This window comes from Ruegeria sp. BHSC026 (genome assembly GCF_059613065.1).
On the sequence record NZ_JBXWRV010000001.1, the window covers coordinates 331326 to 352839 of the forward strand.

At 64.6% G+C, this 21514-nt stretch carries 28 protein-coding genes; 6 read left to right on the plus strand and 22 right to left on the minus strand.

The features are described from left to right. Positions 1-12: 12 nt before the first annotated feature. The 11 genes from AC2FME_RS01630 to AC2FME_RS01680 all read right to left on the minus strand — a co-directional run bounded on the left by AC2FME_RS01630 (position 13) and on the right by AC2FME_RS01680 (position 6318). Positions 13-675, minus strand: coding sequence for an RcGTA-type gene transfer agent tail tape measure protein (locus AC2FME_RS01630; RefSeq protein WP_496799438.1), 663 nt, complete (start codon positions 673-675; stop codon positions 13-15). Then, positions 662-871 carry a rcc01693 family protein gene (locus AC2FME_RS01635; protein WP_496799439.1) on the minus strand — a complete coding sequence of 70 codons (210 nt, stop codon included), beginning with the start codon at positions 869-871 and terminating at the stop codon, positions 662-664. The genes AC2FME_RS01630 and AC2FME_RS01635 overlap by 14 nt, the downstream gene beginning before the upstream one ends. Continuing rightward, a complete protein-coding gene (locus tag AC2FME_RS01640; RefSeq protein WP_496796036.1) occupies positions 868-1188 on the minus strand; it encodes a gene transfer agent family protein in 321 nt (106 codons plus the stop codon). The genes AC2FME_RS01635 and AC2FME_RS01640 overlap by 4 nt, the downstream gene beginning before the upstream one ends. Further along, a complete protein-coding gene (locus tag AC2FME_RS01645; RefSeq protein ID WP_170370664.1) occupies positions 1188-1601 on the minus strand; it encodes a phage major tail protein, TP901-1 family in 414 nt (137 codons plus the stop codon). Before AC2FME_RS01645 ends, AC2FME_RS01640 begins: the two co-directional genes overlap by 1 nt. Positions 1602-1621: 20 nt before the next feature. After that, positions 1622-2035 carry a DUF3168 domain-containing protein gene (locus AC2FME_RS01650; RefSeq protein WP_496686487.1) on the minus strand — a complete coding sequence of 138 codons (414 nt, stop codon included), beginning with the start codon at positions 2033-2035 and terminating at the stop codon, positions 1622-1624. Continuing rightward, a complete protein-coding gene (locus AC2FME_RS01655; protein WP_496686490.1) occupies positions 2032-2370 on the minus strand; it encodes a phage head closure protein in 339 nt (112 codons plus the stop codon). Before AC2FME_RS01655 ends, AC2FME_RS01650 begins: the two co-directional genes overlap by 4 nt. Then, complete coding sequence (locus AC2FME_RS01660; protein WP_496799440.1) at positions 2367-2966, minus strand: head-tail connector protein; 600 nt, start codon at positions 2964-2966, stop codon at positions 2367-2369. Before AC2FME_RS01660 ends, AC2FME_RS01655 begins: the two co-directional genes overlap by 4 nt. Before the next feature lie 177 nt (positions 2967-3143). After that, entirely contained in the window at positions 3144-4322 is a 1179-nt protein-coding gene (locus AC2FME_RS01665; protein WP_496799441.1) for a phage major capsid protein, read from the minus strand. Positions 4323-4356: 34 nt separating this feature from the next. After that, entirely contained in the window at positions 4357-4902 is a 546-nt protein-coding gene (locus AC2FME_RS01670) for an HK97 family phage prohead protease (protein WP_496681094.1), read from the minus strand. A gap of 26 nt (positions 4903-4928) precedes the next feature. Next, positions 4929-5153: a GTA head formation protein, RCAP_rcc01685 family gene (locus AC2FME_RS01675; RefSeq protein WP_093962401.1), complete on the minus strand. Its 225-nt coding sequence runs from the start codon at positions 5151-5153 to the stop codon at positions 4929-4931. Next, positions 5146-6318 (minus strand): phage portal protein, encoded by a 1173-nt coding sequence (locus tag AC2FME_RS01680; protein WP_496799442.1) that lies wholly within the window; start codon positions 6316-6318, stop codon positions 5146-5148. Before AC2FME_RS01680 ends, AC2FME_RS01675 begins: the two co-directional genes overlap by 8 nt. A 192-nt stretch (positions 6319-6510) precedes the next feature. On the opposite strand from AC2FME_RS01680, the gene AC2FME_RS01685 reads away from it, so the two are divergent. After that, the gene (locus AC2FME_RS01685) at positions 6511-7353 is read left to right on the plus strand and encodes an SDR family NAD(P)-dependent oxidoreductase (RefSeq protein ID WP_496799443.1); all 843 of its coding nucleotides are present in this window, start codon (positions 6511-6513) and stop codon (positions 7351-7353) included. On the opposite strand, the gene AC2FME_RS01690 is transcribed toward AC2FME_RS01685, so the two are convergent. Together AC2FME_RS01690 and AC2FME_RS01695 are read right to left on the minus strand one after the other, a co-directional pair. Further along, positions 7354-8724 (minus strand): DNA-packaging protein, encoded by a 1371-nt coding sequence (locus AC2FME_RS01690; protein WP_496799444.1) that lies wholly within the window; start codon positions 8722-8724, stop codon positions 7354-7356. It abuts the gene before it with no gap. Continuing rightward, on the minus strand, positions 8633-8977 hold the full coding sequence (locus AC2FME_RS01695; protein ID WP_149774847.1) for a hypothetical protein: 345 nt from the start codon (positions 8975-8977) through the stop codon (positions 8633-8635). Before AC2FME_RS01695 ends, AC2FME_RS01690 begins: the two co-directional genes overlap by 92 nt. A 518-nt stretch (positions 8978-9495) precedes the next feature. Between AC2FME_RS01695 and AC2FME_RS01700 the strand changes: the two genes are divergently transcribed. Continuing rightward, on the plus strand, positions 9496-10746 hold the full coding sequence (locus AC2FME_RS01700; protein WP_496740799.1) for a DEAD/DEAH box helicase: 1251 nt from the start codon (positions 9496-9498) through the stop codon (positions 10744-10746). 121 nt (positions 10747-10867) lie between these two features. On the opposite strand, the gene mltG is transcribed toward AC2FME_RS01700, so the two are convergent. The 7 genes from mltG to fabD form a co-directional block, all read right to left on the minus strand. After that, positions 10868-12028 (minus strand): endolytic transglycosylase MltG, encoded by a 1161-nt coding sequence (gene mltG, locus AC2FME_RS01705; RefSeq protein ID WP_496740801.1) that lies wholly within the window; start codon positions 12026-12028, stop codon positions 10868-10870. Continuing rightward, a complete protein-coding gene (gene fabF, locus AC2FME_RS01710; protein ID WP_496740803.1) occupies positions 12029-13294 on the minus strand; it encodes a beta-ketoacyl-ACP synthase II in 1266 nt (421 codons plus the stop codon). It abuts the gene before it with no gap. 194 nt (positions 13295-13488) lie between these two features. Further along, entirely contained in the window at positions 13489-14232 is a 744-nt protein-coding gene (locus tag AC2FME_RS01715; RefSeq protein WP_496740805.1) for a 1-(5-phosphoribosyl)-5-[(5-phosphoribosylamino)methylideneamino]imidazole-4-carboxamide isomerase, read from the minus strand. Positions 14233-14355: 123 nt separating this feature from the next. Beyond that, a complete protein-coding gene (locus tag AC2FME_RS01720; protein WP_496686512.1) occupies positions 14356-14895 on the minus strand; it encodes a GNAT family N-acetyltransferase in 540 nt (179 codons plus the stop codon). Positions 14896-15034: 139 nt separating this feature from the next. Further along, positions 15035-15268: an acyl carrier protein gene (locus tag AC2FME_RS01725; protein WP_005982462.1), complete on the minus strand. Its 234-nt coding sequence runs from the start codon at positions 15266-15268 to the stop codon at positions 15035-15037. A gap of 210 nt (positions 15269-15478) precedes the next feature. Next, positions 15479-16216 (minus strand): 3-oxoacyl-[acyl-carrier-protein] reductase, encoded by a 738-nt coding sequence (gene fabG / locus AC2FME_RS01730; protein WP_496681068.1) that lies wholly within the window; start codon positions 16214-16216, stop codon positions 15479-15481. Between the two features lie 41 nt (positions 16217-16257). Continuing rightward, positions 16258-17196: an ACP S-malonyltransferase gene (gene fabD / locus AC2FME_RS01735; RefSeq protein ID WP_496799445.1), complete on the minus strand. Its 939-nt coding sequence runs from the start codon at positions 17194-17196 to the stop codon at positions 16258-16260. Between the two features lie 171 nt (positions 17197-17367). Between fabD and AC2FME_RS01740 the strand changes: the two genes are divergently transcribed. After that, on the plus strand, positions 17368-18597 hold the full coding sequence (locus tag AC2FME_RS01740; protein WP_496799446.1) for a cytochrome b/b6 domain-containing protein: 1230 nt from the start codon (positions 17368-17370) through the stop codon (positions 18595-18597). Between the two features lie 74 nt (positions 18598-18671). Here AC2FME_RS01740 and AC2FME_RS01745 read toward each other — a convergent pair whose 3' ends face one another. Together AC2FME_RS01745 and AC2FME_RS01750 are read right to left on the minus strand one after the other, a co-directional pair. Then, the gene (locus AC2FME_RS01745) at positions 18672-19244 is read right to left on the minus strand and encodes a YceI family protein (RefSeq protein WP_496681320.1); all 573 of its coding nucleotides are present in this window, start codon (positions 19242-19244) and stop codon (positions 18672-18674) included. Between the two features lie 128 nt (positions 19245-19372). Further along, complete coding sequence (locus AC2FME_RS01750; RefSeq protein ID WP_496681318.1) at positions 19373-19891, minus strand: hypothetical protein; 519 nt, start codon at positions 19889-19891, stop codon at positions 19373-19375. Positions 19892-20174: 283 nt separating this feature from the next. Between AC2FME_RS01750 and rpsF the strand changes: the two genes are divergently transcribed. The 3 genes from rpsF to rplI are packed head-to-tail and all read left to right on the plus strand — an operon-like array spanning position 20175 to position 21414. Beyond that, entirely contained in the window at positions 20175-20528 is a 354-nt protein-coding gene (rpsF, locus tag AC2FME_RS01755; RefSeq protein WP_149774836.1) for a 30S ribosomal protein S6, read from the plus strand. 28 nt (positions 20529-20556) lie between these two features. Then, positions 20557-20784, plus strand: a complete 228-nt coding sequence (gene rpsR, locus AC2FME_RS01760; protein WP_005982441.1) for a 30S ribosomal protein S18 — start codon at positions 20557-20559, stop codon at positions 20782-20784. Positions 20785-20796: 12 nt separating this feature from the next. After that, positions 20797-21414, plus strand: coding sequence for a 50S ribosomal protein L9 (gene rplI, locus AC2FME_RS01765; RefSeq protein WP_496681315.1), 618 nt, complete (start codon positions 20797-20799; stop codon positions 21412-21414). Positions 21415-21514 lie beyond the last annotated feature (100 nt).

The window sequence follows — 21514 nt, forward strand, 5'->3', positions numbered from 1 at the left end:
CTGCTCCCCAAATTACCGGTTGCGATTGCCGCGCCCCAGGGCGCGGCTCATCTGGGCCGCGATCTGGCCCTGGCTGCGGCGGAAGCCTTGAACGTCGGGTGTGGTGATGTTCATCACCACGTTCACCGCCCGTCCGCCGCCCGAGTTGCGCACGCCCAGCTTGCCGTCGGGTCCGCGCGCCAGCGGCATGATCGCCTCGGGGCCGGCCTCGCCCATCAACCCGGTCGCACCGCGCATCGGAAACATGGTGGGCCCGGTGACCACGCCGCCATTGGCAAAGGGCATGACGCGCCCCTGGGCGAAACTGCCACCGTCGGCAAAGGGCAGCAGCCCCTGCACCAAGCCGCCGACCGTATTGGCCAGCATGCCACCGAAATGATCCGTCACCGGCTTGATCGCTGCCGAATAGGCCGTGCGGATCATCGAATTCTTCAGAACGTCCAGCGCCTCCGACAGGTTCATGCCGTCCAGAACCACGCCGTCGAATGCCTTACGCAGCCCGGTTGACATGCCGCGTTCCAAGGTGGCGACATCCTTCCCGGTCTCTTCAAAAGCGGCGCTGACCCGCTTCATCTGGGCATCGAAGGCCGCCGCCATCGTGGCGGCATCGCCCAGGGCATCGCCCAGCGCCTCGCCGCGCTCCTGCAGGTCGTCAAACCCGTCATTTTCCGCCATCACGCTCTCCTCGTATCTTGTCGGGCCAGGCGGCCAGCAGCTTCTCCAGCCGCGCCCGGTTCATCGCCGGAATCCCGCGTCCCTGCCCCAGCATCAGCCGCAGTTCGGCCGGGGTCAGACGCCAGAACTGATCCGGCGTCAGCCGCAGCCCGTGCAGCCCGGCCCGCATCATGCCGGGCCAGTCAAAGCCGCTCATGACTCACCCGGCACCATGAAGGCCCGCGCCAGCAGCTCGGCCGCCGCCCGCGCCGCGGCCATCGGGCCGCCCTCGATCTCGGCCCGCAGCATGTCGGCGCGGGTCACATCCGCCCCGCCTCCGCGCAGCCCCGCCAGGATCAGCGCCAGCACGTCACCGCTGGAATAGGCGCCGCTCTCGAACCGCTGCACCAGCTCCACCAGCGACCCTGCGCCCAGCTCCTGCTCCAGCTCGGCCAACGCGCCCAGCGTCAGCTTTAGCAACCGGCGCTGGCCATCGATCACCAGCGCCACTTCTCCCGCCCACGGATTGACCATCACAGCGCCACAAAGGTCAGGGCGCCGGCGCTGGCCAGGCTCATCTCATAGGTCGCCTCGCCATTGTGCGAGCCCGCATACTCGATCCCGGTCACCTGGAACGGGCCTTCGACGATGCCGAAATCAGGGATGATCACCTGGAAGGCGGGCGTTTCACCATCAAAGAACAACTGCCGCGCGCGTTCATCCGTGCCGGCGTCCTTGAACACGCCCGATCCGGAAATCGAGGCCGACTTGACCCCCGCCCCCGACAGCAACTCGCGCCAGCCGCCCTGGCTTTCCAACGTGGTGACATCCACGCTTTCGGCGTTGAAACTGATACGCGTGGCCCGCAGCCCCGCGATGGTCTGGAACAGACCCGTGCCGTTCATGTCCACCTTGACCAGCAGGTCCTTACCGTTCTGGGCACCCATATGCTCTCTCCATTGATTGCTTAGTTGTCTTCCACGCGGGCGCGGAATCTCAGGTCGATCTGCCGGATCGCGCCGCCGGTCCCGGTGCGCCGGGCCGAGGCCCGCTCGAACCACAGCCCCACCAGCCGCCCCCGATCCAGCGTCAATGCGGCGTCGTCCAGCGCGTCGCACACGGCCCCAGCCAGCGTCTTGGCCGCGCCGAACCCGGCGGCCTCCGAGACCACAGATACGGTGAAGCGATGCAAAGTGCCCTGCCCCGTCTTGTCCGAAGCCTCGCGCACCTCTTCGGGGCCAAGCGTCACGTAGGTCTGAGGAACCGTCCCCGAAGGCACCGCGTCATAGATCGCGCCGCCGCTCAGCGCGCCCACCTGGGCATCCGCCACCAATTGCTGGAACACCGCCGCCTGCAGCGCCGCCGAAACGCCATAGCTCATGCCGCCACCTCCTCATCCGCGAAACAGGTCAGATAGCGCCCGGCCGCGTCGTATTCGGCCACGGCACGGATCACGAAGCGCCGCTCGCCCTCGCGAAACCTCTGATCGGGCGCCGGGCGCATCGACGACCCCTCGGGCGCGCCGCGCACAACGATGCGGTAACTCACGCGCGACACCGGCACATTCGCGACCGCGCGTTCCGCCCCCGTGCGGGCCGTCACCTTGGCCCACAGCGTGCCCAGAGGTGTCCATGTCTCGGCATAGCCGCCCGCACCGTCGGCCACCCGCACCGGGGCCTCCAGCACCAACTGCCTGTTCAGACGGGGCACGCTCATTGCATCACCCCCGCGCCAAAGCGCACCATGCGAAAGCGCTGAATCAGGCTGGTCACGCCGAAAGGCATGCAGCCGTCGCCCAGGCTGGTCTCGTCGCGGTATTCATAGTAATGCGCCGCCAGCAGCAGCACCGCCTGCCCCAGATCGGCCGGCAGTCCGCCCCAGTCCGCCGCCATCCCGGCCGTCAGCGCGATGGTCGCCTCTCCACCGTTGGGAATGGCGGGCAGGCGAGCCCCCATCGGCCGCAGGCAGGGACGCTGGCTGTCCCGCTCCAGGCGGTAGGTCCCGGGCGCCACCACCTGCTGGGCGCCCAGCGCGTCGGTCAGCATCACCGCGTCGATACTCGTCACCGGCGCAACCGGCAGGACCTCGCCCGCGTCGTTGCGCCACCGGCTTAGCGTCCATGTGAAACTGCGCGATATCAGCACCTTGCCCGTGCGCGCCTCGATCGCGGCCATCGCCGCCCTCAGGAACCCTTTCAACACGTCGTCCTGCAGGCTGGTCTCGGCAAATCCCGTGCCCAGCCGCAGATGCGCCTTGAACTGATCCACCGGCAGCGCCGCATCCGCGATGGCGGTTTCTTCGATCAACATCATCCATTCACTCCGCAATCTCGGACCCCTCCGGGGGCCGCATCCTTGGAAAATGGCGGGCACGTGCCGCCCCACGTTGCTCGGACGGAGGGGAGCAGCTAGACAACGCGGGGGATCTCACCCCGGCCCGCGCCCGCCGCCCGAGGGACCGGCCCACCGGCCCCCCGGATCCGTCACCGCTTAGGCGGTGCCGAATTTCACCAGCTTGATCGCGGCAAAGTCGCTGATGTCGCCGCCCACGCGCTTGGTGGCATAGAACAGGACATGTGGCTTCGCGCTGAACGGATCGCGCAGCACGCGCAGGTCAGGCCGCTCGGCAATGGTGTAGCCGGCCGAGAAGTCACCGAAGGCGATCGAGAAACTGTCGGTGCCCGGATCGGGCATATCCTCGGCGATCAGCACCGGATAGCCCATCAGGCGCGCGGGCTCGCCGGCGGCAAGGCCGTCGGACCACAGGAAGCGGCCGTCGGCGTCCTTCAGCTTGCGGATCACGCCTGCGGTTTTCGAGTTCATGACGAAGGTGCCGTTCACGCGGTACTGCGCGCCCAGCGCATAGACCACGTCAACGATCGCATCCGCATCGATGCCGCCCGCAACACCGGTGGGCACGTAGCCCAGGTTGCCCCAGGTCCAGACGTCATTATCCACCGCCGGATGGATCAGAATGCCCTTGGGCTTGTCGATGCCGTCGCCGTTGATGAAGGCCGCCGCCTCGGCGCGGGCGAACTTGTCGGCGATGCGGCCCGCCAGCCAGCCCTCGACGTCGAATGCGCTGTCATCCAGCAGCCGCTGCGAGGCCTTGGGCAGCGCGCTCAGCTCGTGCAGCGGGATCGAGATGCGGTCGATCGACGGGGTGCCGGTCTCGGAGGCGGCCGCGGTTTCATCGGCCCAGCCCGCGCCCACATCGGTGTGGTCGATCAGCACGTCGAACGAATTGGCCTCGACATTCACGACCGACGCGATCGAGCGGATCGACGCGGTGGATTTCAGCACCGACTTGATCATCTCGGCGGTCTGCGGATCGACTAGGTAACCGCCATCGCTGTTGACGGCCGTCGACAGCGACTTGGCCTCCATCTCCAGCCCGCGCAGGGCATCGTCGTCGCCCGAGCGCACATAGGCGTCAAAGGCCTTCTGGTGCGGCGCTTCCTCCAGGGTCGAGGCCGCAAGATGCGGGCGCGCCGCAATGGTTGATTTACGATCCAGCATGGTCAGTCGCTCTTCTGTCTGTTGCAGTTTATATTGAACTTCAGCCTTCAGGCCCTTGAATTCACTCACGAAGCCAGCCATCGCCTGCTTCACCTCCTGAACCAGGGGCACACCCTCTCCGGTCAAGGCCGCGGTCTCGGTCTTGCTCATCAGCACTTCCTTTCTGGGTGGGGGTTGAGGCGCGCTAGGTTCGCGCCAGCTCCTGCCGGGCGTTCTCGAACACCTCGGCAATACTGCGCCAGGTGTCCTCGGCATCGGGGTCCGTCCCCTTTGCCGCCACCCGCGCACTGGGCAGCATCGGGAAGGTCACCAGCGACACCTCCCACAGCTCCAGTTCCGTCAAGAGCCGCCGGCCCTTGTCATCCTTCACGGCCCGCTTTGTGCGATAGCCGATCGACAGCCCGTCCAGCGCACCCGCGCGGATCAGCTCGGCCGCTTCGCGCCCCTTCTGGGTGCTTTCCAGCAACCGCCCCTTGACCCACAGCCCGCGCTCATCCTCGCGCACCTCGTCCCACACGCCGATGGGCTGCGTCGGATCGTGCTGCCAGAGCATCTTGACCCGCTGACCGGCCGCCCTCAGCCCGGCCAGCGATACGGCATAGGCACCTTTCTGCACCACGTCGCGGCCCTGATCGACCTGGCCGAACAGGCTGGCATAGCCCTCGATCACCGCGTCCTCGGTCACCGACAGCCCATCGCCGAACCGCGCGAACTTGCGTTCCAAATCCATGAAAAACTCCTCGTAAGCCACTGAATTCATGGCGCTACCGTCAGGAATGACTGGAACGCCTGCGCTAGGATCACCGCCGCCACGCCATAGACCGTCAGCCACAACCGCCGCTCCAGCCGTTCCATCATTTCCTCGATCTGATCCAGCCGCCTGCACAGATGCGCATGCTGGATCTCGGCCACCCTCTCGTGCGCGGCCAGGCGCAGGCCCGGCGCGCAGTCAAAGGGCGGGTATCCCGGCGTGTCAGCCATCCGCCGTCTCCGCCAGCGCCGGCAGGCCCAGCAGAGCACGCTTTTCGGCATCGGTCAGGAAATCGGCATTGGCCACCCGCGCCCATTGCGCATCGCGTTCCGCCGCCAGCGCCGGCACCTGATCCAGATCGGGCTTCAGCATCAGATCTTCGCCGGTAAAGCCCGACAGCCAGTCCGACAACGCCGCCGCCACCCGCGTCACCAGGGGCAGAACGGTCAGGCGATAGAACGCCCGGTTGGCCTCCTGATAGTTCGAATAGGTCGCGTCGCCCTGGATCCCCAGCAGCATCGGCGGGACACCAAAGGCCAGCGCGATCTCGCGGGCGGCGGCTTCCTTGGTCTTCTGAAACTCCATGTCCGAGGGCGAAAAGCCCATCGGCTTCCAATCCAGCCCGCCTTCCAGAACCATCGGACGCCCGGCGTTGCGCGCGCCGCGATAGTTCGCCTCGATCTCGTCGCTCAGACGGCGGAACTGTTCCTCGGCCATCACGCCCTGCCCGTCGCCGCCCTTCCACACCAGCGCCCCCGAGGGCCGCGCGGCATTGTCCAACAGCGATTTCGACCAGCGCGAGGCGCTGTTGTGGACGTCGATCGCCATCGCCGCCGCCTGCAGGGGCGAAAAGCCATAGTGGTCATCCTGCGGGTGGAACGACTTGATATGGCAGATGGCTTCGGCCGGGAACCGGTGCGTCTTGCCCCCGGCGGTGTAGTCATAGGCCCTGGGCCAGCCATCCGCCCCCGGCACCACGCTCATCCGGTCCGAGCGCAGCACATGCAGCTCGACCGGCAGCCCGCCCTCGGCCTGCACCGCCTCGACATAGGCATTGCCCGACAGCAGCAACTGCCCGAACAGCGCCTCCAGCAGCTCGGCCTTGCCCTGCGCCGCGTTCGGACGGCGCATCAGACTCAGAACCGGGTGCGTCTCGTACCGTTGCGCGTCGTCTTGCAGCACCAGAGGCAGCGCCGCCGCGGCCTCGGCAATCAGCTTGACCGACCGGAACCCCACCGGGTTGCCCGTGAACCCCGCGTGCGTCAGCGAGACGGTGTCCCGCGGGCTCCAAGCCACGCGACCGCCGGTCTGCCAAGCCACCACCGGCCCGGCTGCGCTTACTTTTGCCTCGGGGGCCTTCTCAGCCGATCCACGACGCAAGAAATCGAATACCATGTCCAGATGCTCCTTTCTGCCGCCGCTCTGCCCGGCTTGTTGAAAGGAGTTATGACGGAAAGATCTTTAAGCCTCGGGAATGGGGCGTACGGCGGTTGCGCAACGGCGTCGGAGCCTATGCCTTCAGGTTTTACCTCGGCATCAACCAGAAATGCGCTACCCTCGTCGTCAATCTATCAGGAGGGACCAGTCATGTACAAACGTGCAATTGAAACCGGCGGGATCGCCGTCGTGACCGGCGCCGCCAGTGGAGTCGGGCGCGTCGCGGCACAGCGTTTTGCTCAAGCCGGGCTGGACGTCATACTCGCCGACCTTCCGGGACAGGCGCTCGACGAAACGACGGAAGACCTCAAAGCAGGCTTTGACGCGGTAAACATCACCGCGGTGCCGACTGATGTCACCTCTCAAGCCGACATGGAAAACTTGGCTGATACAGCTCTCGCCGCCGGGCACGTCGCCGTTTTGATGAACAATGCAGGCATCAGCCTTCCGACGAAAACATGGGAGTCATTCGACAACTGGCAGAAAATTCTCGACGTGAACTTTCTGGGTGTGCTGCGCGGCGTCCAAGCCTTTTTGCCCCACATGATCAAGGCTGACCGCCCGGCGGTCGTCATCAACACCGGGTCAAAGCAGGGGATCACCACCCCGCCGGGCAACCCCGGCTACAACGTGTCCAAGGCCGCCGTCAAAACGCTGACCGAACAGCTCGCGCACGAGCTGCGCGAGGCCGGCGCACCGATCTCCGCGCATCTCTTCGTTCCGGGCTTTACCTATACCGGCATGGTCGCGTCATTCCTGCCGGAAAAACCAGCCGCCGCCTGGACCAGCGAGCAGACCGTCGACTATTTCCTGGACCGCATGGCCCAGGGCGATTTCTACATCCTCTGCCCCGACAACGACGTCGATGCCGAACGCGACCGCCGTCGCGTTCAATGGGCCGCCGAGGACATCATTCACAACCGCCCCGCCCTCTCGCGCTGGCACCCCGACTATGCCGAGGCCTTCGCGAAGTTCGAAAAGCGCGAGGGCTGATCACAAAACCCGCACCCTGGGCCGCTGGTATGCCGCCGCCGGTCCCACCACCAGCTCATGCAGCGCCCAGACCAGCGCATCGACCCGGTCGGGCGAGCCCTGCCCCTCAAACCCCCGCGCGGTCATCTGGCACATCTGCTCCTCCAGCGCGTCCAGCCCGGCGACCTGGAACACCCGCCCCTGCTCATAGAGCGCCGCCACCGGCTCGGCCCGCGCCACCTTCCCGCGCGAGGCCCGCACCGCCCGGAACGGGACCAGGGGGTCCACCTGCCGCACCACCTCTTCTACCAACTGCCCGCCCTGATTGACCTCGGCCACCAGCCGCTCGGCCCCGAATTCGTCCATCGCGTCGATCGCCGCGCGCGCCCAGCCTGCCGGGCCCGCGCCCTGCACCGTCCGGTCGGCCACCACATAGGCGCGCCAGTCCTCGGGCGGCCCCTGCAGTTGCGCGCCGACCACCAAGATCCCGCAGGCATCCGCGCCAGAACCGCCCGTCACCGCCGGGTCCAGCGCCACCACCACGCGGTCCAGCTCGGGCACCGCCTTGACCCGCGCCGCATCCAACATCGAGCCGGTCCACAACGCCCCCTCGGCATCGGCCAGCAGCACCCCGTCCAACTCCTGCCGCCCCAGCCTTGTGCCGGCATAGCGCGCGCGCACCTCTTGCAGGAACGAGTCCGCCAGATTGGCCCGGTTCGCCTCGGTCGGCGCATGGGTCATCACCGTGGACGGTGCCGCCAGCAGATCCTTCAAAACCTTCACGTTGCGCGGCGTCGTGGTCACACAGACCCGCGGGCGCTCGCCCAGACGCAACGCGAATTGCAGCATGTCCCAGGTCTCGCCCGCCTTTTTCCACTTGGCCAGTTCATCAACCCAGGCCGCATCGAATTGCGGCCCGCGCAGCCCCTCGGGGTCATGCGCCGAAAACGCCTGCGCCTCGGCCCCGTTGGGCCAGACCAGCTTACGTTCCGATGCCTTCCACTGCGGCCGCCGGTCAGGCGGCGAGCACTGCATGATCCCGCTGTCGCCAAAGATCATCACGTCGCGCACTTGGTCAAAGGTCTCGCCCACCAGCGCCACGCGCTTGGCCTCACCCTCATCAAACGGCTTGGCCCCCTCGACCACCTGTCGCACCCACTCGGCCCCGGCCCGCGTCTTGCCCGCGCCGCGCCCGCCCATGATGACCCAGGACCGCCAGTCGCCTTCGGGCGGCAATTGATGCGGCAGTGCCCAGAACTCGAACAGGAAAGGGAGGGCACACAGCCCCCCCTCCCCGATCTCACTCAGAAATCTGTCCCGCACCGCAGCAGGCGCGGAGGCGAGCCAATCGGCACCCGATCTCAGATCGGGCCCGCTCCAGGTCGAGCGCATAGCCTCCTTGGGCGATTCCCGCTTGTCTGTGACATTGTTCGACAAAGCTTGTCTCCACTTTCTGGCAACTTCGGATCAGCCCCTCTAGCTGCCCGAGTTGTCTGGCTGAACTCGCCAGGTCTGCATCCTCCCCGGCCTCGATCCGCCTGCGCAGGTCTTCCGCCGCTTGCCGCAAACCGCGAATGGATACCTCCAACGACTGCAACAGCTCGGCCGTCCGGGACATCCGCTCTTCCGGGGTAATCAAAGTCATGTTTGCCTGTGACCTCATGCGTGAGTGATCTCCGCACGAGAGAAATGAAAAACGGCCGCCGGGTTGCCCCGGGGCCGTTGCCCACTTCTTCTAGCATGACACAACCTATACGCGAAACAGTGCGCCATGTCAAGGTGCCGCGCAACAGCGCGCAACGGGTAACGTACTGTCGGGGTTAACTAAATCTCAATTTCCACCCCCTCACACGGCCCAGCCCAGATACCACACAAGCCGCCGCTCCACACCAATCCGCCGACGCGGCTTGACATTCCACGCCGCAGCCCTCATGTGTCCCGCAGCGCTGCCGCGTGAGCACGCGGACCAGAACCGAGGTCCGACAGCGCCCCATATCTCCAGTTCCCATTCACGCAGGGTTCTCGACGCGTCGGCCGGATGCCGCAGGATTCGCCTGCTGATCCCGAGGCCACGCACAACCCCTGCCGGTCGCGCATCCCGCGCGATCAGTGACTATCGTGTGCGCATTGCAGATGCAGGCGCGGACCACAAAGGAAGACTACTTGTTCGATTTCGACATGCTTGGCCTTGCGCCAGCCCTGAACGACGCGCTTGAACGCGCCAAATTCACCCAACCGACCCCGATCCAGAACCAGGCCATCCCGCTGGCCCTGGAAGGTCATGACATCCTGGGCCTCGCCCAGACCGGCACCGGCAAGACGCTGGCCTTTGGCCTGCCGCTGATCGACCACCTTCTGGCCCAGCCCGGCAAACCGGCGCCGAAAACCGCCAAGGCCCTGATCCTCGCCCCCACCCGCGAACTGGTGAACCAGATCGCCGACAGCCTGCGCACGCTCACCAAAAAGACGAAACTGCGCGTGGCTACCGTCGTCGGAGGCCAGTCGATCAACAAGCAGATCATGTTCCTGTCGCGCGGCACCGACATCTTGGTGGCCACTCCCGGCCGCCTGATCGACCTGATGGAGCGCGGCGCGGTGGATCTCGGCCAGGTCCGGCATCTGGTGCTGGACGAGGCCGACCAGATGCTCGACATGGGCTTCATCCACGCGCTGCGCCGGATCGCGCCCGAACTGGGCACGCCGCGCCAGACCATGCTGTTCTCGGCCACCATGCCGAAACAGATGGAGGAGCTCAGCCGCGCCTACCTGACCAACCCGCAACGGGTGCAGGTCTCGCCTCCGGGCAAGGCGGCCGACAAGATCACCCAGTCGGTGCATTTCGTTGAAAAGCCGGGAAAACCCGCCAAGCTGCGCGAGATCCTCTCGCGCGACACCGAGGCCCTGACGCTGGTGTTTTCGCGCACCAAGCACGGCGCGGAAAAGCTGATGAAGGGGCTGGTGGCCGACGGCTACAACGCCGCCTCTATCCACGGCAACAAAAGCCAGGGCCAGCGCGACCGCGCCATCAAAGCCTTCCGCGAGGGCGAGATCACCGTGCTGGTCGCCACCGATGTGGCAGCCCGCGGCATCGACATTCCGGGCGTGGCCTATGTGATCAACTATGACCTGCCCGAGGTGCCCGACAACTATGTCCACCGAATTGGCCGCACCGCGCGTGCGGGTCGCGAAGGCGAAGCCATCGCCTTCTGCGCCCCGGATGAATACGATCTGCTGCGTCAAATTCAGAAGCTGATGAAGATCGAAATTCCCGTGGCCAGCGGAACGGCCCCCGAGGCCGCGGCCACTGCCAAACCCGGTGGACGTCAGCGCAATCGGCGCCGTGGGCCAAAGCCGCAAAGCGCAAATGGCGCTGCAAACCGTCGGCGCCGTCCGCGCCGCAAATCGGCGGCGTAACAAGAGACCGGCGCGCATGCCCCCATGCGCGCCAGCCATCGAGTCCTGAATACTCGTCGAACGTTCAAACTAGACAGATCGTCTTATTCGGCCTAATCACCCTTGCTCGGGCCCGCGCGGATCAGTTCCCCGACCCGTTCCTTTCGGCCTCGATCTCACGCCACTTGGCGACATTGCGGTTGTGCTCCTGCAGAGTTTCCGCAAAGGCATGTCCGCCGGTTCCATCAGCCACGAAGAAGACATAGTCGGTCTCGTCCGGTGCGACGGCGGCCTGCAAGCTGGCCAGTCCCGGGTTGGCAATCGGCGTGGGCGGCAATCCATCGATCAGATAGGTGTTCCACGGGGTCGCCCGCCGCAGTTCGCTGCGCCGCAGACCCCGGCCCAGAACGCCCTGCCCCTTGGTCACACCATAGATCACCGTGGGATCGGTCTGCAGCTTCATGCCCTTGCGCAAACGGTTGATGAAAACGCTGGCCACCTGGCCGCGCTCTTCCGGGATGCCGGTCTCCTTCTCGATGATCGAGGCCAGGATCAGCATCTCCTCCGGCGTCTCGATCGGCAGACCGTCTTGACGGGTCTCCCAGACCTGAGCGATGCGGGTCTGCTGTTTGTCCTGCATCTGTTGCAGCAGCGCGGTGCGGTCGTCACCGGGCGAAATCTCATAGCTGTCTGGGGCCAGCATGCCTTCGGGCGGCAGTTCGGCCACCTCTCCGGTCAACGCGTCCGCCGCCTTCAGCCCCTCGACCACCTGCCAGCTGGTCACACCCTCGGCCACGGACACGCGATAGCGCGTGTCAGGATTGTTCCGCTTTTCCTGGTAGATCTCCGGCGCGTCCTCTTCACCCACCACGAACAAGGCGATCTCGACAAACTCCAGCGTCGCCGGGTCCAGTTCACGCACGCGGATCTGCGTCCGGGTCACGCCGATGCGATATTCGATCTCGGTGCCACAGGTGCTGGCGCCGCTGCGGGTGATCTCGTCGATGATCTCGGCCATCGAGGCACCCTCTGGGATCAGAAAGCTGCCCGCCTTCAGCCGCTGCGCCTTGTCTGTGTAGTCGGCGGCCAAGCGAAAGATCGTGGCACTGCTGATCGCGCCCTGATCTTCCAACTGGCGGCTGACGCCGGTCATGTTGCTACCGCTTTTGACCTGCAGGCAGATCGCGGTTTCCAGAGGGCCTTCAGCCTTGTACTGCGACTGCCCCCACAGGATCAGCCCGCCCAGCAGGAACATCCCGACCACCAGCAGGGTCAGCATGTTCGAGGCCAGCGCGCGCCACATCTATTTCGCCTTTCCGAAAATCACACTGGCATTGGTACCGCCGAACCCAAACGAGTTCGACAGCGCCACGTTTATTTCACGCTCGCGCTTGGTATTCGGCGCCAGGTCAATCGGCGTTTCCACCTCGGGGTTGTCCAGGTTTATCGTCGGCGGGGCCACCTGATCGCGGATCGCCAGGATAGAGAAGATCGCCTCGATCGCGCCTGCGGCCCCCAGCAGGTGACCGGTGGCCGATTTGGTCGAACTCATCGTCGCCTTGCTAGCGTATTCGCCCAGCAGGCGTTCAACCGCGGCCAATTCGATCGTGTCGGCCATGGTCGAGGTGCCATGCGCGTTGATATAGTCCAGATCCTTCGGCTCGAGCCCCGCGTTGCGCAGCGCCGCCTTCATCGAGCGCTCCGCCCCGTCGCCATCCTCGGCCGGCGCGGTGATGTGATAGGCGTCGCCCGACATGCCATAGCCCAGAACCTCGGCATAGATCTTAGCGCCCCGGGCCACGGCGTGCTCGTATTCTTCCAAAACCACGATTCCGGCGCCCTCGCCCATCACGAAACCGTCGCGATCGACGTCATAGGGGCGGCTGGCGGCCTTGGGGTTATCGGCATATTTGGTCGACAATGCCTTACAGGCGTTGAAGCCGGCAATACCGATCTCGCAGATGCAGCCCTCGCCGCCGCCGGCGATCATCACGTCGGCATCGCCCGAGCGGATGATACGGCTGGCATCGCCGATCGCGTGGGCACCGGTCGAACAGGCGGTCACGACCGAATGGTTCGGACCCTTGAAGCCAAAGCGGATCGAGACCTGACCCGAGGCCAGGTTGATCAGCGCGCCCGGGATGAAAAACGGCGACACGCGGCGCGGACCCTTGTCGCGGATCAGATTGGCGGTCTCAGCGATCGAGCCCAGACCGCCGATGCCTGACCCGATCAGAACGCCGGTGCGCAGACGCTCTTCCTCGTCCTCGGGCAGCCAGTTCGCGTCCTTGCAGGCCATCTCGGCCGCAGCGATCGAATACAGGATGAAATCCTCGATCTTGCGCTGTTCCTTGGGCGGCATCCAGTCATCGGGGTTGAAGGTCCCGTTGGTGCCATCGCCACGCGGCACTTCGCAGGCATAGGTCGTGGTGACCCCTGCGGCTTCGGCATCGAACAAGGTGATCGGGCCGGCACCCGACTCGCCGGCCAGCAGCCGCGACCAGGTTTCCTCGACCCCGCTGGCCAGTGGAGTGACCAATCCCAGACCGGTTACAACGACTCTGCGCATGAAATGCCTCTTGCCTGCTTGCTGTTTGAGAACCGCTCATACCCCGGCCAAGGGTCCGGGGGCAAGAGCAACAGCGTATTCCGCACCGGCAGCCTGCCGCCCGCCCTCGCGGCGCACACCGCGCACGGCCAAGGCAAAACTACAGGAACTGCCCCCGACAACCTGTCAGAGGCGGCCCGGACGGATTTGTTGCGTTACTGGAATTGCGCTACAGGTTCATGGGCGGTTTTGGCTACCGCCAAAGCCTCGGACAAGTCGACCGTCTTGCGGAACAGCGCCCGCCCGACCAAAGCACCCGAGATATTGGGGATGTACGCCAGACGCGAGATGTCGTCGCTGCTGCGCACGACGCCGCTGGCGATCACCGGTGTGCGCGAATGCGCGGCCAGCCCCGAAATCAGGCCCAGCTGCGCCTCGACATCCTCCATGTCGCTGTCGATATCGGTGACCAGAATGGCAGCAAGCGGAGCATCGGCAAACGCTTCGATGAAAGCCTCCGGGGTGAACGCACTTTGGGTGCGCCAGCCGTCCGTCATCACGTAACCCTGCCACACGTCCACGGCCAACACGATCTGGTCTGGGTATAGCTTGGCCAACTCTTTGAACAGATGGGGATCACGCGCCGCCAGGGTGCCGATTACGATGCGGCCCGCCCCTTTGTCGATCCAACGCTCGACCTGCTCGCGCGAGCGGAACCCGCCCGCCAGTTGAACAGGCAGTTCGGCGCTGCGGATGATCTGCTCGACAAGCACAGAGTTCGTGTCGCAACCTTCGATCGCGTCGAAATCGGTCAGGTGCATCCATTCCGCCCCCGCCGCGGCCCAGCCTTGGGCGGTTTCCACCGGATCGACATGCCAGATCAGCGCCTCGTCCAGGCGGCCCTTTTCCAGGGTTACGCACCGCCCATTCTGCAATTCCATCGTGGGATAGATCCTCATGAGCCAACTCCTCTGCCCAGTCGTTCCGGATTTCCACGATAGCATAGGCGGTCGCCAACGGCCTTCGCTTCCCAGTTTCGGCAAACTGAGAGCCATTTGCGGCAACAAGCGGAAAGTTGCGTTTCAGAAACGCGCGGGCGGGCCATCCCGACGAAACAGTTTGACGGTCGTGTCGCGAAACCGGGTTTCGCGCAGTGCGACATAGCCCAGCCTGGCGGCCAGTCGCTGCGACGGTTGATGATCGGCATCTATCATCGCCACCAGCGGGCCCGGCATGATCCGGTCGAACCAGTCATGCGCGGCCTGCGCGGCCTCGAACCCGTAGCCTTGCCCATGCGCCTCGGGCGCCAGGACCCAGCCGGCTTCGGGGAAGGTGTCGAAGTCCTCGCCCAGACAGCGGTTGCCGAAAAAGAACCCCGCCTGACCTATCAAAGTGCGATTCGATTGCAGCAGCACGCCCCATTGGCCGAACCCGGCCATCTGCCAATGGCCCGCATTGCGCAGAAAGGAATCCCAGGCCTCGCCGCGTGTGCGGGGCTTGCCGCCGATATGACGCACGACATCCGGGTCGCGCCAAATGTGGGCGAACCGCTCGAAATCCTCGGGTCGCATCCCGCGCAGGGTCAGCCGCGCGGTATTGATCGTCGGGGTGGATCTTATCATGCCCTTGCCCGTTCAGAACCTGCCTACATCCAGAGCAGAGCAAATCCTGGCCGTGCGAGGCAAGCCGGAAATGGCCGGCGCAAAGAAAAACGGCGCCTCCGTTGCCCGGAAGCGCCGTTTTCCCAATAATTCAAAGCGATCAGGAAGCTTCGCTGATGAACTTCACGGCGTCGCCGAAGGTCTGGATGGTTTCGGCTGCATCATCGGGGATCTCGATGCCGAACTCTTCTTCGAAAGCCATGACCAGTTCAACGGTGTCCAGGCTGTCCGCGCCCAGATCGTCGATGAAGGACGCGTTCTCGGTGACTTTGTCCTCTTCAACACCCAGGTGCTCAACAACGATCTTTTTAACGCGATCTGCGACGTCGCTCATGTCTATTCCTCATTCCATTTCAGGGCGGTCTGCCCGGTTCTGCCCTTGCCCGCTCGGGGTGGCCTTGATTTGCCCGATCCGGGCGGTTTGGGTCCCGGGTCTCCGGGAAAGTAGAAGGCCGACCTGAACGCCCGGCCCCTAATTACATGCGCCGCCTATAGCACAGACGACGCAAGAGGCAAACGCTTTCGCACCTGCCCCGCGATGCGCCTACAACATGGCCATGCCGCCGTTCACATGCAAGGTGGTTCCGGTCACATAGCCCGCCTCGGGGCTTGCCAGATACAGCACGGCCGCCGCGATTTCCGACGGTTCGCCCATCCGACCGGCGGGCACCTGCGCCAGGATGCCGGCCTTCTGGTCGTCGGTCAGCTTTTCGGTCATCGCGGTCGTGATGAAACCCGGCGCAACCGCATTTGCTGTTATGCCCCGGCTTGCGACCTCGTAGGCCAGCGACTTGGTCATGCCGACCATGCCCGCCTTGGACGCGGCATAGTTCACCTGACCCGGGTTGCCGGTTGCACCGACAACGGACGAGATGTTGATGATGCGCCCCCAACGCGCCTTCATCATACCCCGCAGAACGCCTTTGCACAGCTTGGCGGTCGCGGTCAGGTTCACGTCGATCACGCTCTGCCATTCCTCATCAGACATGCGCATGAAAATGTTGTCGCGGGTTATCCCTGCGTTGTTGACCAGAATATCAACGGACCCCATGGCCTCGGCGGCCTGCTTCGGCAGCGCGGCCACGGCCTCGGCGTCACCCAGGTTGCACGGCAGGACATGAGCACGCTCGCCCAGTTCATCCGCCAGTTTCTGCAGCGGCTCTACCCGCGTGCCCGACAGGCCCACAGTGGCCCCTGCGGCGTGCAAGGTGCGTGCGATCTCGCCCCCGATCCCGCCCGAAGCCCCGGTGATCAGAGCGCATTTTCCAGTCAAATCAAACATACCTGTATCCTTTTCGAGTGTCCTGTCGGACCAACTTTAGGTTATTCGCCTGCCTGCAGCGCTTTTTGAACGTCTTCCGGCGTGCCAACGGCGGTGCAGGCCACGGCCCGATCGATCTTGCGGATCATGCCCGACAGCGCCTTGCCCGCGCCTATCTCCCAAGCTTCGGTCACGCCCTGGGCCACCATGTACTGAACGGATTCGCGCCAGCGGACCGAACCGGTGACCTGTTCGACCAGCAATTGACGGATCAGGTCGGGATCGGTCACCGCCTCGGCGCGGACATTGGCCACCAGTGGAACAGCCGGCGCCTTGATTTCGACGCTTGCCAGCGCTTCGGCCATCACTTCGGCGGCGGGCTGCATTAGGGCGCAATGGAACGGGGCGCTGACCGGCAGCATCACGGCGCGCTTGGCGCCCCTTGCCTTCGCGATCTCGGCCGCGCGTTCGACGGCAGCCTTCGCCCCCGACACCACGACCTGCGTGGGATCGTTGTCGTTGGCGGCTTGGCACACGTCGCCCTGTGCCGCTTCCTCGGCCACGGCACGCACCGCATCCAGGTCCAGCCCCAAGATCGCAGCCATCGCGCCCTCGCCCACCGGCACGGCGCTTTGCATGGCCTGACCGCGGGTGCGCAACAGGCGAGCCGTGTCGGCCACGCTGAGCGCGCCGGCCGCAGCCAGAGCCGAATATTCACCCAAGGAATGGCCCGCGACGAAAGCCGCCCGAGTGACCTGAACGCCCTCGAAATCCAGCGCGCGCATCGCCGCAATCGACGTGGCCATCAGCGCCGGCTGCGCGTTCTGCGTCAGGGTCAGGGTTTCGATGTCGCCCTCCCAGATCAGGGTACTCAGCTTCTCGCCCAGCGCCTCGTCCACCTCGTCGAACACGGCTTTGGCGGCGGGATAGGTATCGGCCAGCGCCTTGCCCATGCCGATGGTCTGGGCGCCCTGCCCCGGAAAAACAAACGCGATTGTCATTGCGACCTCTTGGATGACGTCAGGTTGCGCGGGGTGTAAACCGAGTGGCGGTCTGGCACAAGCTTTGCCTGCACTCTGCATTATGGCACCCTGTCTGTGCGCAGCACGCTATTGTGTCGCCCCGCGGGGCCGCTACCTTGGCGCAGAAGCCAATTCCGGAGCGTACCACCCATGCCCCTGACCAACACCCCTGCTAGCTATGGCAGCGTGACCAAGACCTTTCACTGGGTGACAGCCCTGCTGATCTTTACCGCGCTACCGCTCGGCTGGATCGCCAATGACCTGGCACATGCGATCTCAGACCCGGCGATCCCCTCGTCCGAGGCCGACATCGCCCGCGCCGCCCGCCTGTTTTCGCTGCACAAGACCGTCGGGATCACGGTGTTCTTCGTGGCACTGGCGCGCATCCTGTGGGCGCTCAGCCAACCCAAGCCGGGTCTGCTGAACGCCGACAACAAGCCCGAGGCCTTCGCCGCCGATGCGGTGCATTGGCTGCTGTACGGGTCCCTGGTGCTGGTTCCGCTGTCGGGCTGGATCGACCATGCCGCGACCGAGGGCTTTGCACCCATCCTGTGGCCATTCGGACAGAACCTGCCGCTGGTGCCGAAATCTCCGCACCTCGCCGAATTGATGGCCGCGCTGCATTGGCTGTTCATGCTGGTGCTGGTGGTCGCCCTGTTTCTGCACGTGGCGGGAGCGCTCAAGCACCACGTCATCGACAAGGATTCGACCCTGCGCCGGATGCTGCCGGGGCGGTCCGACGCGCCGACCCCGCCCGACCAGACACATTCTGCGGCGCCGGCAGCCGCGGCAGCGGTCGTCTGGGTCGCGGTACTGGCGGGCGGCTGGGCGACCGGGATGCTTGGCGCCGGGACTCAGGCCGATGCTGGCTCTACAGAATTGGCAGAGGTTCAATCGGACTGGCAGGTGCAGGACGGCGAACTGGCGATCACGATCACCCAGTTGGGCAACCCGGTGACCGGCCGGTTTGCCGATTGGACGGCCGCCATCACCTTCGACGACCCTGGTGCGCCGGGGCCGGCGGGGACCGTGGACGTTACGGTGTCGATCGGCTCGCTGAGCCTGGGCAGCGTGACAGATCAGGCCATGGCCCCCGATTTCTTCGACGCTGCCCAATTTCCCACCGCCCGGTTCCAGGCCGTTTTGGTCAAGACCGAGACCGGCTACGAGGCGCGTGGCCCTTTGACCATCCGCGGCCAGTCCGTCGACATCGTGCTGCCCTTCGCCCTCGACCTGCAGGGCGACACAGCGCGGATGTCAGGCTCGGTCGATCTGAATCGGCTGGATTTCGGCATTGGCGAGACCCTGCCACAGGAGGATTCGCTGGCCTTTGGCGTTACCGTCGCGGTCAATCTGACCTCGACGCGCAGCGCAGAATAAGCGCGCCACGTGCATGAAAAAAACCGCCGAGGCGCAGGCCGCCGGCGGTTTTCTCTTTCACATCCTGGAACGGATCAGTCGGCCTTCTGCGCCTCGATCGAAATCTGGATTGCAACTTCATCACTGACGAACGGCGCGAACTTTCCCAAGCCGAAGTCGCTGCGCACCAGTGTCGTGGTCGCATCAAAGCCTGCCCAGGGCTTGCCGGCCATCGGGTGCTCGCCCACCTGGTTCAGCTTGGCGTCCAGAACAACCGGCTTGGTCACGCCGTTCAACGTCAGGTCGCCGGTGATCTTGGCGGTGGTCTCACCGGTCACCTCGATGCTGGTCGAGGTAAAAGTCACCATCTCGTCCTCGGTCGCTGCAAAGAAGTCTTCGGACATGAAGTGATCTTCGCGCGGCTTCCAGCCGGTGATCATCGACATGACCGGCATCGACACGGTCACGCTAGACGCGGCGGGGTCTTCCTGGTCGAACATGATCTCGCCCTCAAAGCCCGAGAACATGCCGGTGGTGGTCGAAAAGCCCAGATGATTGTAGCTGAAGATCACCTGGCTGTGGCTGGAGTCCAGAACGTATTTCTCGGGCGCGGCGAAGGCAGCGGTGGCAGTGGCGGCAAGCGCGGCTGCAAGAAGGGTGGTTTTCATGTCGATCTCCAAAAATAATGTAAACGCAAACCCACTGGGTTGCTTGCCAAAGAAAATGTGCCGCCCATGGGCGGCACACAATCCATTTAAATCTCACAAGTTCTGTTCTTTTTTGAACAGACCGAGTTTCAGGCGAAAATCGTCACGTTTCCGCTCAGTTGACCCTTGAGCGCTCGGCTGACATCCGCCGATTGCAAGGGCAGCTTCATCAACAGGCTGCCATCCACCTCGAACAGTTCGACCTGGTCGTCGGCAAAGCGGGCGCCGCCCAGGCTTTCGTAGGACCGGCGCAGAACGGTTTGGGGGCGACCGTTTCCATTTTTTTGCAAAACCCGCACTTCGCGGCGGATCGGATCGAAATAGGCGTCGGGACGCGGGTCCAGCACTTCGATCGTCAGCAGGCTGACCCCCAACAGTAGGAACAGCATCGAGACGGTCAGCTTGAACCCCCAGACCTCTGCACCGGAAATCGACCCCGGCATCAGCCACATCGAGAAAGCCGCGATGATCAGCGCTGCGCCGACCACGCGAAACAGCACCAGCCGCGCCTTCCAGTTTGGAGCGAAGGTGATCAGCACCGGCACCGATTTTTCATAGGCCTTGCCGGTCTGTGCCTGCTGGAACGTGTTGGTGTTCGTGACCGCCATCTTCTTTTACCCTGTCCATGTCCGTGTTCAGTGGCCCCAATGGGTGCCGGATTTGTCGAAAGAGTCGGCTCGAAAAGCGTCAGGAATTGGGCGGCGGGGTGTTAATGGGGTGGAAAAACGGCGGCCCCAGACGCAAACCCTGACAGGTCTTGCCCCCCCGCCAGAAACGTGTATACCGAGCCATCCTTCGCAAATCGCATGAATCGCGCAGCCTCTCGTGGCAGGGTCGCGAAGGGTTCTGGCCCCGCCTATGAAATGCGCCTTGATACAAACAGGAGTGAACATGCCACTGTATGAGCATGTAATGATCGCGCGTCAGGACCTGTCCAACGCGCAGGCCGAGGGCCTGATCGAACACTTTGGCACCGTACTGGCTGACAACGGCGGCAAGCTCGTCGACAGCGAGTACTGGGGCGTCAAGACGATGGCCTACAAGATCAACAAGAACCGCAAGGGCCACTATGCCTTCCTGAAGACCGACGCCCCCGCCGGCGCCGTTCAGGAGATGGAGCGCCTGATGCGCCTGCATGACGACGTGATGCGCGTTCTGACCATCAAGGTCGATGAACACGAAGAAGGCCCGTCGGTTCAGATGCAGAAGCGCGACGAGCGCGAAGGCCGCCGCGAGCGCCGTTGATCAACGCCTGAGGAAAGGACACCAAACCATGGCCGCAAAACCGTTTTTCCGCCGCCGCAAGGTCTGCCCGTTCTCGGGCGACAACGCGCCCAAGATCGACTACAAGGACACCCGTCTGCTGCAGCGCTACATTTCCGAGCGCGGCAAGATCGTTCCGTCGCGCATCACCGCCGTTTCGGCCAAGAAGCAGCGTGAACTGGCCCGCGCCATCAAGCGCGCCCGCTTCCTCGCCCTGCTGCCCTACGCCGTGAAGTAAGGAGAGACTGACATGCAAGTTATCCTTCTGGAACGCGTCGCGAAACTGGGTCAGATGGGCGATGTCGTCGACGTCAAGCCCGGCTACGCGCGCAACTACCTGCTGCCCCAGGGCAAGGCTCTGAGCGCATCGGAAGCCAACATCGCATCCTTCGAAGCCCAGAAAGCGCAGCTGGAAGCGCGCAACCTGGAAACCAAGAAAGAAGCCGAAGCCCTGGCCGAAAAGCTGGACGGTCAGCAGTTCATCGTGATTCGTTCGGCGTCGGACGCTGGCGCGCTGTACGGCTCGGTCACCCCGCGTGACGCCGCCGAAGCCGCAACCGCAGCCGGTTTCAGCGTCGACAAGAAGCAGGTCGCGCTGGTTGCCCCGATCAAGGAACTGGGCCTGCACACCGTTGCAGTGCGCCTGCACCCCGAGGTCGAGGTCGAGATCAAGCTGAACGTCGCCCGTTCGGAAGAAGAAGCCGAACTGCAGGCCTCGGGCAAATCGATCCAGGAACTGGCCGCCGAGGAAGAGGCAGCTGCCGATTTCGAGATCGCCGAACTGTTCGACGACATCGGCTCGGCCGCTTCGGACGATGAAGACCTGGCCGCTGAGGCCCCGGCCGAAGGCGACGAAGCCAAGGCCTGAGTTCTCGACGAACCTATTTTGGGAAAGGCCGCGCAGACGCGTGGCCTTTTTCTTTTGTTGGCCGATCGGGCAGCATTCAGCCGACGCGCTGCCGTCTGCT